9 protein-coding genes are annotated in these 11629 nt (G+C 72.1%); 4 read left to right on the top strand and 5 right to left on the bottom strand.

Going from position 1 to position 11629, the window contains the following annotated elements; all coding sequences use genetic code 11:
- The coding region (locus VOI19_RS05355) for an FAD-binding protein (protein WP_323791923.1) at window positions 1-277 on the bottom strand (277 nt) is incomplete at its 3' end.
- A gap of 81 nt (window positions 278-358) precedes the next feature.
- Between VOI19_RS05355 and hrpA the strand changes: the two genes are divergently transcribed.
- The 3 genes from hrpA (at window position 359) to VOI19_RS05340 (ending at window position 6570) form a co-directional block, all read left to right on the top strand.
- Window positions 359-4309 carry an ATP-dependent RNA helicase HrpA gene (hrpA, locus tag VOI19_RS05350; RefSeq protein ID WP_323791922.1) on the top strand — a complete coding sequence of 1317 codons (3951 nt, stop codon included), beginning with the start codon at window positions 359-361 and terminating at the stop codon, window positions 4307-4309.
- 31 nt (window positions 4310-4340) lie between these two features.
- Window positions 4341-4937, top strand: coding sequence for a hypothetical protein (locus VOI19_RS05345; RefSeq protein ID WP_323791921.1), 597 nt, complete (start codon window positions 4341-4343; stop codon window positions 4935-4937).
- A 190-nt stretch (window positions 4938-5127) separates the two neighbouring features.
- Window positions 5128-6570 carry an ABC transporter substrate-binding protein gene (locus tag VOI19_RS05340; protein WP_323791920.1) on the top strand — a complete coding sequence of 481 codons (1443 nt, stop codon included), beginning with the start codon at window positions 5128-5130 and terminating at the stop codon, window positions 6568-6570.
- Here the strand turns inward: VOI19_RS05340 and VOI19_RS05335 are convergent.
- Together VOI19_RS05335 and VOI19_RS05330 are read right to left on the bottom strand one after the other, a co-directional pair.
- Complete coding sequence (locus VOI19_RS05335; RefSeq protein ID WP_323791919.1) at window positions 6480-7877, bottom strand: ribonuclease D; 1398 nt, start codon at window positions 7875-7877, stop codon at window positions 6480-6482. The genes VOI19_RS05340 and VOI19_RS05335 overlap by 91 nt on opposite strands.
- Window positions 7874-8491 carry a DUF3000 domain-containing protein gene (locus VOI19_RS05330; RefSeq protein ID WP_323791918.1) on the bottom strand — a complete coding sequence of 206 codons (618 nt, stop codon included), beginning with the start codon at window positions 8489-8491 and terminating at the stop codon, window positions 7874-7876. Before VOI19_RS05330 ends, VOI19_RS05335 begins: the two co-directional genes overlap by 4 nt.
- Before the next feature lie 154 nt (window positions 8492-8645).
- On the opposite strand from VOI19_RS05330, the gene hemE reads away from it, so the two are divergent.
- Window positions 8646-9602 (top strand): uroporphyrinogen decarboxylase, encoded by a 957-nt coding sequence (gene hemE / locus VOI19_RS05325; protein ID WP_416366332.1) that lies wholly within the window; start codon window positions 8646-8648, stop codon window positions 9600-9602.
- 22 nt (window positions 9603-9624) lie between these two features.
- On the opposite strand, the gene VOI19_RS05320 is transcribed toward hemE, so the two are convergent.
- Together VOI19_RS05320 and VOI19_RS05315 are read right to left on the bottom strand one after the other, a co-directional pair.
- A complete protein-coding gene (locus tag VOI19_RS05320; protein WP_323791917.1) occupies window positions 9625-10575 on the bottom strand; it encodes a hypothetical protein in 951 nt (316 codons plus the stop codon).
- Between the two features lie 122 nt (window positions 10576-10697).
- Window positions 10698-11629 (bottom strand): DUF4349 domain-containing protein (locus tag VOI19_RS05315; protein ID WP_323791916.1); only part of this gene is annotated, 932 nt, incomplete at its 5' end.

Genomic DNA, 11629 nt, shown 5'->3' with positions numbered 1-11629 from the left:
CCTCCACCCGCGCTGCGACGGCGGGGTCGTCTGCGGACTCGAGGATGGCGGCGAGGTAGGCCCGCGCGCCGTCGGTGGAGTCGGGCAGGCCGGCGCGCTGCTGCACCTGGCTGCCCGGGAGCCAGCAGGCGCCGCCGGAGTAGGCGGAGGTGCCGCCGAGGAGCTCGGTCTTCTCCACCACGGCGACCGACAGGCCGGCCTTCGCTGCGAGGGCTGCTCCGGTGAGGGCGCCGCCGCCCGAACCGACCACGAGGACGTCGTACCAGGGCTGGGTCACGCCCCCGATCGTCAACTAGAACGTGTTCTAGCGCAAGGCCCGAGGAAACCCCTTCGACGCGACCGGCAGAATGGCCACGTCATGTCTGCTGCCCCTCTCGCGATCACCTACCCGCCCGACCTCCCGGTCAGCCAACGACGCGACGACATCGCCGAGGCCATCCGTGACCACCAGGTCGTGATCGTCGCGGGGGAGACCGGGTCGGGCAAGACGACCCAGCTGCCCAAGATCTGCCTCGAGCTGGGCCGTGGCCTGCGCCCCGAGGGCTCGCGCACCGGCGGCCTCATCGGCCACACCCAGCCCCGCCGGATCGCCGCCCGCTCGGTCGCCGAGCGGATCGCCGACGAGCTCGGCACCGCGATCGGCGAGCCCGACAGCATCGTCGGCTACCAGGTGCGCTTCACCGACCGCACGACCCGCTCGAGCCGCGTCAAGTTGATGACCGACGGCATTCTGCTCGCCGAGCTGCAGCGCGACCGCGACCTGACGAAGTACGACACGATCATCATCGACGAGGCCCACGAGCGCAGCCTCAACATCGACTTCCTCCTCGGCTACCTCAAGCGTCTCCTGCCACGCCGGCCCGACCTCAAGGTGATCGTCACCTCCGCGACCATCGACGTCGACCGCTTCGCCGAGCACTTCGCCGATGCCGCCGGCACGCCCGCGCCGATCATCGAGGTCTCCGGCCGCACCTTCCCGGTGGAGGTGCGCTACCGCCCCCTCATCGACCTCGCCGAGGACGACGAGGACGGCGAGACCGTCACCCGCGACCAGACCGAGGCGATCGTCGAGGCCGTCAAGGAGCTCTCGGCCGAGGGGCCGGGCGACGTCCTGGTGTTCCTGCCCGGCGAGCGCGAGATCCGCGACACCGCCGACGCCCTCGCGCACCTCGCCGAGGGGCCGCGGGGCACCGAGGTCGTCCCGCTCTACTCGCGGCTCTCCTCCGCCGAGCAGCACCGCGTGTTCTCCCCGCGCCCGGCCGGGGTGGGGCGTCGCGTCGTGCTGGCCACCAACGTCGCCGAGACCTCGCTGACCGTGCCCGGCATCCGGTACGTCGTCGACACCGGCGTCGCGCGCATCTCGCGCTACTCGGTGCGCACGAAGGTGCAGCGTCTCCCGATCGAGCCGATCAGCCAGGCCTCGGCCAACCAGCGCTCGGGGCGCTGCGGTCGCGTCGCGGCCGGCATCGCCATCCGTCTCTACGCCGAGGAGGACTTCGAGGGTCGACCCGAGTTCACCGACCCCGAGATCCTGCGCACCAACCTCGCCTCGGTGATCCTCCAGATGGCCTCGCTGCGTCTCGGCGACATGGCTCGCTTCCCGTTCGTCGAGCCCCCCGACAAGCGCAACGTGCAGGCCGGCGTCCAGCTGCTGGAGGAGCTCGGGGCCGTCACCTCCGCGACAGCCCCTGACGTCTCGCACGGTGACGCGCCGCGGGAGCGTGCGAAAGGTCAGGGACCGTCTCGCCGGGGCGGTCGCAACAAGAAGCCGCAGAAGCCGCAGGACGGCCCCCAGCTCACGAACGTCGGACGGCGTCTCGCGCGGCTGCCGATGGACCCCCGCCTGGCGCGGATGATCCTCGAGGCGGAGCGGCTCGGGTGCACGCGTGAGGTGATCGTGATCGCCGCGGCGCTGTCGCTGCAGGACCCGCGCGAGCGTCCGGCCGAGCAGCGCCCCCAGGCCGACCAGCAGCACGCGCGGTTCAAGGAGGAGGGCTCCGACTTCCTCAGCTGGCTCAACCTGTGGCGCTACCTCAAGGAGCAGCAGCGCGAGCTCAGCAGCAGCGCGTTCCGTCGGATGTGCAAGCGCGAGTACCTCAACTACCTGCGGGTGCGTGAGTGGCAGGACTTCGAGTCGCAGCTGCGCCAGGTGTGCAAGGAAATGAAACTCGAAGTCGGTCGACCGGCCGACCTGCCCGATGCCGACGGCATCCACCAGGCGCTCCTGAGCGGACTCCTCAGCCACGTCGGCCTCCTCGAGGAACGCGAGAAGGAGCAGCGCGGCGCAGGTCGCCGTCCCATGCGTGAGTACCTCGGCGCGCGCGGCACCAAGTTCGCGATCTTCCCCGGCAGCGGCCTGGCCAAGCAGCCCCCCGCGTTCGTGATGGCCGGCGAGCTCGTCGAGACCAGCCGGCTCTTCGCCCGCCAGAACGCCGCGATCAAGCCCGAGTGGGCCGAGACGATCGGCGCCCACCTGGTCAAGCGCACCTACTCCGAGCCGCACTGGTCGAAAAAGCGTGCCTCGGTGATGGCCCACGAGCGCGTCCTGCTGTACGGCGTGCCGCTGGTCGCCGACCGCCTCATCTCCTTCGGCAAGGTCGATCGCGCCTTCAGCCGCGAGCTCTTCATCCGCCACGCCCTGGTGTACGGCGAGTGGTCGACGCGGCAGAAGTTCTTCACCCAGAACCGCGCCCTGCTCGACGAGGCCGCCGAGCTCGAGCACCGGGCCCGCCGGCGCGACATCGTCGTCGACGAGCACACACTCTTCGACTTCTACGACGCCCGCGTGGGCGCCGAGGTCGTCAGTGGCGCGCACTTCGACACCTGGTGGAAGAAGGTGCGCCACGAGCAGCCCGACCTGCTGACCTTCGACCTCGACATGCTCACCCACGACAGCGCCGACCCGGTGGCCGAGACCGACTACCCGATCACCTGGCAGGGCGGCGGCAAGGGGAGCGAGGGGCTGACCTTCCCGATCAGCTATCACTTCGAGCCGGGCTCGGCCGACGACGGCCTCACCATCGACGTCCCGGTCGCCACCCTCAACCAGGTCGGCGACGACGACTTCTCCTGGAACGTCCCTGGTCTGCGGCTCGAGCTGGTCACCGCCCTGATCCGCAGCCTGCCCAAGCCGCTGCGGGTCTCGCTCGTCCCGGCGCCCGACCGCGCTCGTGACTTCCTCGCCGCGACGCCGGCGGGGGAGGAGCCCCTGCTCGACGCGCTCGAGCGTTGGTGTCGCGCCACCACCGGCGTCGTCGTGCCGCGCGACGCCTGGGACTGGTCCAAGATCGCCGAGCACCTGCGCCCGACCTACCGCGTCGTCGACGACACCGGCACCGAGCAGGCGCGCGGCAAGGACCTCGAGGCGCTCAAGGCGCCGCTGCGCCCGCAGTTCGCGCAGGCGCTCGCGGAGGTCGCCGACGGCTCCGGGCTGACTCGCACCGGTGAGACGTCGTGGGTCTTCGGTGACCTGCCGACCTCGATCACCCAGCGACGCGCGGGCCACGAGGTGACCGCCCACCCCGCTCTCGTCGACGAGGGCAGCACCGTGGGTCTCGTGGTGGTCGGGTCCGAGGAGGAGGCAGCCGCCCGTCACCGGCTCGGCGTACGACGCCTGCTCCTCCTGGCGGTGCCCGACCCGCGCCTGGAGTCGCGTGACGAGCGCGACGGCGGGCTGTCGACCCGCGACAAGCTGGCGCTCGTGGCGACGCCGTACGCCGGGGCCGCCGAGGTGCTCGCCGACTGCCGTGCGGCGGTGCTGGCCGACCTCGTCGACACCCGCGAGGAGGTGCGCGACCAGGCGGCCTTCGACGCCCTCGTCGCCGAGGCCGCCCGCGACCACGAGGCCGCCGTCCGCGCCACGCTGGCCGACGTCCTGCGGGTGCTCGAGCACTGGCGATCGGCCGACAAGGCGTTGGCCGGTCGCGCCGAGATGGCCCAGCTGCCGGCGCTGACCGACATGAAGGCGCAGCTCGCGCGCCTGGTCGACCCCGGCTTCATCTCCGCGGCGGGCGCGGCCCGGCTGCGCCGGTTCCCGGTCTACCTGCGTGCGATGGAGACGCGTCGCGCCAAGCTCGACGAGGGCGGGGGAGCGATGCACCGTGACCGACTGCTCCACGACCAGGTCGCGCAGCTGCAGGAGGCCTACCTGCACCGGGTGGAGGCGTTGCCCGAGGGACGCCCTCCGGGGGAGGCGCTGCGGCGTGTGCGCTGGATGCTGGAGGAGTTCCGGGTGTCGCTGTGGGCGCAGCAGCTCGGCACCGACGGACCCGTCAGCGACAAGCGGATCCGCAAGGCCCTCGACTCCTAGGGGCCCTGCGGTCGGCGCGTAGGGTCGAGGAATGTCCGAGCGTCCCCACCACAAGCCGTTGGCCCGCTGGGCCGACTACTTCGACGAGTTCGAGGGCGGCTCCGACCCGGCGCTGGTGAGCGAGGCCGCCGACCGCGCCGCCGTGCTGTTCGTGCGCGGAGCGCGCGACAGCGCCGACGGAGAGGTCGCCGAGCGGCTGCTCCACCTCGCCGACACCGAGGGCATCGAGACGATCGCCGAGGTCTGGGCAGGCTCGCCGGCCGACTCGCTGGCCGGGAGCCTGTGGCGGCTCTACCTCCTGCGCACGTGGGTGCACGCCGACCCGGTACGGGTCGCTCGCGAGTACGACGCCGGCCGCGCGCGAGCCGAGGTCGCCAACGTGGTCGCGGGGGTCGCCGACCCGCCCGGCCCCGACGAGCTGCGCGCGATGATCGACCAGGTGCTGCTGGGCATCGCCACCCGTGACTACGCCGACGTCCTGCTGCGGGCCTGTGCTTTCGCACGGGTGGTGGCCACCGGTCGGGCCCTGCTGGCCGAGCCGACCGACGTCGAGGTGCGACGCATGCTGCTGCTGGCCGAACAGCTCGGGGCGGCCTCGGAGCTGGAGCGCGAAGCACGCTTGGCTTGAGGGCCTCAGCGACTACAGTGGGACAGGTCGAGCACGTCGGGCTGCGGCAGCCCCGGGTCCCACAATAAGCCGCTACGAGCGGCCACGCGCCGTGAGGCGCTCCCAGTCCGGCGTGCTCGACTCCGCTCGGTAGGCTGATCCCGTCGGGACCCCTCCCCGGCACGACCGCCACCGAGCCCGAGAGGCACCGATGTTGCGCCGCCCCGGCAGCTCCCTGAGCGCCCCACTGATCTCGCTGGCCTGCGTGGCCTCGTTGAGCCTGGCCGCCTGCACGACCGAGTCGCAGATGGGCGGCCCGACCACGACGCCGTCCGCCTCGCCGAGCCCCACCGCTCCGCCCGTCGAGCGGGCCGAGCTCACCTATGGCGTCTTCGGTGTCGAGGCCGAGCTCGAGGCCTACCAGGTCGTCGTCGACGACTACAACGCCCGCGCCACCACGGTCGAGGTCACGCTGCAGAGCTGGGCGACGAGCGAGGCGATGATGCGCGCCATCGAGACCGGCACCGCCGACCCCGACATCTACCAGGTGCGACGTGACCAGCTCTCCGACGTCGTCGACGAGGGCCGCAACGTGCCGCTGTTCTCGCTCCTCGAGGACCGCAACCTCAGCTATGGCGACAACTACCCCCTCGACACCATCGAGGCGCTCTCGCGCGGCAACGACCTGCAGTGCATGCCGTACGGCGTCTCACCGACGGTGATGTATCTCAACACCGACCTCATCGACTTCGACGTGATGCGGTTGCGCGGGATGCCGACGCCCGAGGACGAGATGGGTGGCTGGGACTTCGAGGAGTTCTCCGCCGCCGCGGAGTTCGGCACCCACAAGCGTGCGAAGTCGCGCGGCCTGACGATCGAGCCGACCCTCGCCTCGATCGCTCCCTACCTCTACTCCGGCGGCGGCTCCCTCTTCGACGATGACGTCGAGCCGACCTCGCTGGACCTCAGCAGCGGCGAGAACCAGGAGACCCTGGCGACGCTGCTGGCCCTGGCCCGCAACCCGCTGGTGACCCTCACCGACACCCAGCTGCGCAAGGCCACCCCGCAGGAGTGGTTCGAGCGCGGACGGCTCGCGATGCTGCAGGGCGAACGCTCGCTCACCCCCGGCCTGCGCAAGGTGCCCGACCTCGACTTCGACGTGATGCCGATGCCGCGCGTGGGCCGCACCGCCACCACCGGCGACGTGACCGGCATCTGCATCGCTCCCGGTGAGTGGGTCCAGCGCTCGGCCGACTTCCTGGTGCACCTGGTCTCGGCCGAGGGCTTCGAGCCCGTCGCCGAGGCCGGCTACACGGTGCCGGCCAACACCTCGGTCGCGCGCTCGGTGGAGTTCCTCCAGCCCGGCCGCCAGCCCGAGCACGCCGGAGCCTTCAACGCCAGCGTCGACGCGATGGAGCTGCTGCCGCTCGCCACCAACGATCCTGCGCTGCAGAGCGCCGTCGGCGGACTGGTCGAGCAGCTCTTCTCGATGACGCTCCCGCCCGACATCGAGGTCGCCACCAACCTGATCGATGCGACCTCGCGGACCGTGCTGGACCCGACCTACGAGCCGGAGGACTCCGAGCTGTCCGACTTCACGGAGCTTCCGGGGTCGCCGGAGCCCGCTGAGTCGTCTGTGCCCTCGACCTCCTGAGGCTCGACGGGCTCGGGCTCGCGCTCGGCCTCGAGGATCGCGGTCGTGATGAGCGGCGCCGTCAGGGCGACCTGCCACGCCCGGGCGCCGAGGTCGGTGAGCCGGTCGACCACCTGGTCGAGGAGGTCGCCGACGTCGCGGGTCTCCGGGGGAGTCCACAGGACTCGGCGCATGGTGTCGGGGGTGAGGAGGTTCTCCTGCGGCACCTGGTGCTGCTCGGAGAGCTGGGTCATCGCCTCGCGGGCCCACGCCAGTCGCCGTCCGGCCACGGGGTCCTTCTCGGCCCAGGCGCGCGGCACCGGCGGTCCGTCACCGCGAGGTGAGCGTGCCGGGAGGTCGTCCTCGTCGAGGGCGGCGGCCGCGGACAGCGCCTCCATCCAGCGCGAGGCGTAGCGCTCGGCTCCACGGCCGTGGAAGCCCTTGGTGCCCAGGAGCGCGTTGCGATCTTCGGGCTGGGCCACCGCCGCCGCGACGAGCGCGGCGTCGGGGACGATGCGCCCCGGGGTCACGTCGCGCTGGGCTGCGATCTCGTCGCGCGTCTCCCACAGCGCCCGGACCGAGCCGAGGGCCCGTCGTCCACGCACGCGGTGCACACCCGACGTACGGCGCCAGGCCTCCTGGCGCACCGGGGCCTGGAAGCCACGCAGGTGGTCGAACTCCTGGCGGGCCCACTCGGCCTTGCCGGTCTCCTCGAGCTCCTCGGCGAGCCGGTCACGCAGCTCGGCGAGCACCTCGACGTCGAGGGCGGCGTACTCGAGCCAGGCCTTCGGCAGCGGGCGCGTCGACCAGTCGGCCGCGGAGTGCTCCTTCTTCATCCGGAAGCCGAGCAGCGTCTCCACCAGGGTGGCGAGGCCGACCCGGGGATAGCCGAGCAGTCGCCCGGCGAGCTCGGTGTCGAAGAGGGCGTCGGGGTGCAGGCCGATCTCGTCGAGGCAGGGCAGGTCCTGCGTGGCGGCGTGCAGGATCCACTCGGTGCCGGCGAGCACCTCCTGGAGCGGGGCCAGGGAGTCGAAGGCGATCGGGTCGATCAGGGCGGTGGTGCTGCCGTTGCGCCGCAGCTGGATCAGGTAGGCGCGGTTGGAGTAGCGGTAGCCCGACGCGCGCTCGGCGTCGATGGCGACGGGGCCGGTGCCCGCAGCGAGCTGACGACAGACCTCGGCAAGGCCCTCCTCGGTCTCGGTGACCTCGGGCAGTCCGTCCGCCAGGGTGAGCAGCTCGGCGAGCTCGACCGGTGCTGCTGGTTGGTCGGACTCTGCTGGTTCGGCTGGTTGGTCGGGCTCGGTGTCGACGATGTCTCCTGAAGTCATCCGTGGGTGCCTCGCTGCCCGCGCCTGCTCGGCATCAGGGCGACTCCCTCGGGAACGGGCTCGAGGCCGGCGGCGGTGCAGAGCAGCTCGCCCCAGGCCTCGACGTGCGGTGCAATGGGTAGACCGATCGGCCCGGGACGCGGTGTCCACGAGGCACGGATTTCGATCTGGGCGGTGCCGGACTCCTCCGCCATCCCGCCGAAGCTCTCGGTGGCCACCCGGGTCACGGTCCCGGACTCCGCGAGGTAGTCGGCGCCATGCGCGTCGAGGGCCTCGGTGAGCCAGGTCCAGCCCACGTGGGAGAGCAACGGGTCGGTGACGAGGTCGACCTCGATCTCGCAGCGGACGTAGGCGACGCACCGGAAGGTGCCCTCCCACGCGTCGTTGCCGGCCGGGTCGTGGAGCAGGATGATGCGCCCGGTGCCGATGTCGGTGTCGTCGACGGTGACGTCGGCGGACAGGGCGGCGGCGAAGGGAGCGATGCGCTGCGGAGCCGGCATCTCCTCGCAGAAGACCTCCGGTCGGAGGGTCGCCAGACGCATCTCGGCCACGGCCTCGCGGAACTCCGTGGGCACGGAGCCGGGGCCCGGGCTCACTTCATGACGCACGACCATGCCCTCACAGTAGGTCGGGGCGCCGGATCCGACATGCGAACACGCCGGGCGACCTGAGAGGCTTGCCCTCGTGGCCGACATCTCGACACCCGACCAGAGCGCGTTCCTCAAGGCTGCGCGCGGTGAGCCCGTGCCCCACACGCCGGTGTGGTTCATGCGCCAGGCGGGCCGTTCCCTGCCTGAGTACCTCAAGCTGCGCGAGGGCATCGGCATGCTCGAGTCGTGCATGGAGCCCGACCTCGTGGTGGAGATCACCATGCAGCCGGTGCGCCGCTACGGCGTCGACGCCGCCATCTTCTTCTCCGACATCGTGCTCCCGCTCAAGGCGGTCGGGGTCGACCTGGACATCAAGCCCGGGATCGGTCCGGTCGTCGCCTCGCCGGTCGAGACCCTGGCCGACGTCGAGGCGATCCCCGACCTGACGCCCGAGCACGTCGGCTTCATCACCGAGTCCGTGCGGCGTCTCGTCGACGGCCTCGGTGGCACCCCGCTGATCGGGTTCGCGGGCGCGCCCTTCACGGTCGCCTCCTACCTCGTCGAGGGCGGTCCCTCGAAGGAGCACGCGAAGACCAAGGCGATGATGTTCGGCGCCCCCGACGTCTGGGACGCGCTCATGCGCAAGATCGCCGGCATCGCGGCGTCGTACCTCGAGGTGCAGGTCGCGGCCGGTGCCTCGGCCGTGCAGCTCTTCGACTCGTGGGCCGGTGCCCTGACGCCCGCCGACTACCAGCAGCACGTGATGCCGCACTCCGCGCGCGTCCTCGAGCAGGTCGGCTCGCTCGGTGTCCCGCGCATCCACTTCGGCGTCGGCACCACCAACCTGCTCGGCCTGATGGGGGAGGCGGGCGCTGACGTGGTCGGCGTCGACTGGCGCACCCCGCTCGCCTCGGCGATCCCGCTCGTCGGCGACCGCGTCGTCCAGGGCAACCTCGACCCGACCCTGGTCTTCGCCCCCACCGACGTGATGACCGCGCGGGCCGCCGAGGTCATCGAGGCCGGCCGCGCCGCCAAGGGCCACATCTTCAACCTCGGCCACGGCGTCATCCCCTCCACCGACCCCGACCAGCTCGCACGGCTGACGGAGTTCGTGCAGAGCTACCCGCTCGATTGACCCGACCACTCGAGGATCGGTGTCACCTGGTGGCACCATTCCGCGAGCAGTCGGGACAGCTCACGGGGTCCTCGGCCCAGCCGCGCTTCTGGAGCAGCGTCGCGACCTTGGCGATGGTGCGGCAGCCGTGGGTGAACACCTGGGCGTAGCCGAGTCGCACCGTCAACGTCGCCTGGTCGACGACGGTGTCCAGGTCGCGCTCGAGGTCAGCCGCGCGAGCGCCCGCCGTGTCGTGGAAGGCGCGCCCGTCGAGCTCGACGTCGAGGGCGAAGTCGTCGTAGGGCACGTCGCGGTAGTAGGCGCGTCCGCGGAGAGTGTCGCGTCGCTGCCGATGGGCGGTCGGGAGGCCGTGGACGCGCTCGAGGCGGAGGTACTCCCGCTCGAGCACGGAGCAGGCTCCGGCCTCGAGGTCGTCGAGCAGCTCGAGCAGCAGGCCGCGGTGGGGGACCTGCGGGCGGTCGCGAAGTGCTGCGGCGATGAGCGGCGCCGTGGTCTGTCGCGTCTGGCAGACGTCAGCGAGCACCCGGAACGTGCCCGCGGTGTCTCGCTGGGCCAGGGCCACGTCGATGGCTGCGTGCTCGACCCGCACGCGCGGCGGGAGCGCGGTCGGGTGCCTGCGGAGATCGAGGTGAGCCATTCGGTGCACCCGCACACCCTCGACCGGTCGCACGCTGCGGTCGAGCGCGACGGCCACGTGGATGGGCTTGCGCGGGTCCGGGCGGGGGAGCGCCGAGTCGAGGCACAGCGCGGCCGGTGCGAAGTGCAGCACCGCGGCCCACGCCCGTTGGTCCTGGGTGAGTGGACCGGTGTGGTCGACGTAGGTGCCTGGCCACACCACGTTGAGGTCTCGCCGTCGCAGCAGGCGCCGTACGTCGTGGGGCCGGGCGCCGAGGTCGAGGAGCTGGCGGCGCGAGACCACGCCCTCCTGCCACAGGAGCAGGTCGGCCAGGGCGCGAGCGTCGTACGGGAGCACGCGTTGATCGTGCGGGCGGAGGCGTCGCGCCGCCACCGGTGCGAGCCGGGCCTGTGGACAACCGAGCTGTGCGCCGACCACTCGAGGATCGGTGTCACCTGGTGGCACCGATCCTCGAGCAGTCAGGCGGTGGCCGGGGGCGGCGGTGCGGCGGCCGGCGTCCGCTTCAGGTAGCGACGCGCGAGCAGTCGGCCGGGGACGGCGAACGCGAGGGCCACGAGCGCGAAGGGCAGCACGGCGCCGCCGACGGTGAGGAGCCCGGTGGTGACGTCCTTCAGGGCGTTCCACCCGGCGTCGAGACCGGCCAGGAAGCCGTCGCGGTCGTCGTCCGCGGGCGGCTCCTCGTCCTCGCGCAGCGGCTCGATCGACACGGTGATGGTGGCCATCGAGGTCTGGTCGGCGAGGAACGCCTGGCGCTTCTCCAGCGAGCCGAGGTCGGCCTCGCGTCGCGACAGCTCGCTCTCGATGCTGACGATGTCGCCCAGGTCGGCGGCATTGTCGAGGAGCACGCTGATCCGCTCGATGCTGCGCCGCTGGAGCGCGACGCGGACGTCGGTGTCGATCACCTCGGTGGTCACGTCCTCGGTGCTGGTCGAGACGTCGATGAGGTCGGCCACCTCCTGGAGGGCGGTCATCGCGGAGTCGAACTTCGCGACGGGCACGCGGAGCGTGAGCTGCACCCACTCGGCGTCGCCGTCCGCGTCGGCCCGGGTGCTTTCCTGGGCGACCTCTCCGCCGTGCGCAGCCAGCACCTTGCCGACGTCGAAGCGCGCGGCAGGCACGTCGCCGGAGCGCAGGGCGACGTTGCCGGTGCGGATCACCGAGCGCGACTCGCCGGGTGTGACCTGCTTGCTGGTCGTGGTCACGCTCGAGCCGTCGGCCGCGGCCCGGCCACCGGCGTCCGCCTCCTCGGGAGCGCCGACGGGTGCCGACTCCGGGAGGGCGAAGTCGGCCGTGCCGCCGGCGGTGGAGGAGGCCGAGTCCGACTCGCTGCCGACCGAGCAGGCGCCGACGAGCGCCAGCAGAGCCAGGGCGGCGGTCGCGGCGAGGGCCC

The organism is Nocardioides sp., assembly GCF_034670285.1.
Classification (GTDB): domain Bacteria; phylum Actinomycetota; class Actinomycetes; order Propionibacteriales; family Nocardioidaceae; genus Nocardioides.
Note: the sequence above shows the minus strand (reverse complement) of the source record. Positions and strands in the feature narration are given on the sequence as shown.

Coding starts and splice junctions, on each gene's coding strand:
- hrpA (WP_323791922.1), top strand. CDS start 359: ATGTCTGCTGCCCCTCTCGCGATCACCTACCCGCCCGACCTCCCGGTC.
- VOI19_RS05345 (WP_323791921.1), top strand. CDS start 4,341: ATGTCCGAGCGTCCCCACCACAAGCCGTTGGCCCGCTGGGCCGACTAC.
- VOI19_RS05340 (WP_323791920.1), top strand. CDS start 5,128: ATGTTGCGCCGCCCCGGCAGCTCCCTGAGCGCCCCACTGATCTCGCTG.
- VOI19_RS05335 (WP_323791919.1), bottom strand. CDS start 7,877: ATGACTTCAGGAGACATCGTCGACACCGAGCCCGACCAACCAGCCGAA.
- VOI19_RS05330 (WP_323791918.1), bottom strand. CDS start 8,491: ATGGTCGTGCGTCATGAAGTGAGCCCGGGCCCCGGCTCCGTGCCCACG.
- hemE (WP_416366332.1), top strand. CDS start 8,646: ATGCGCCAGGCGGGCCGTTCCCTGCCTGAGTACCTCAAGCTGCGCGAG.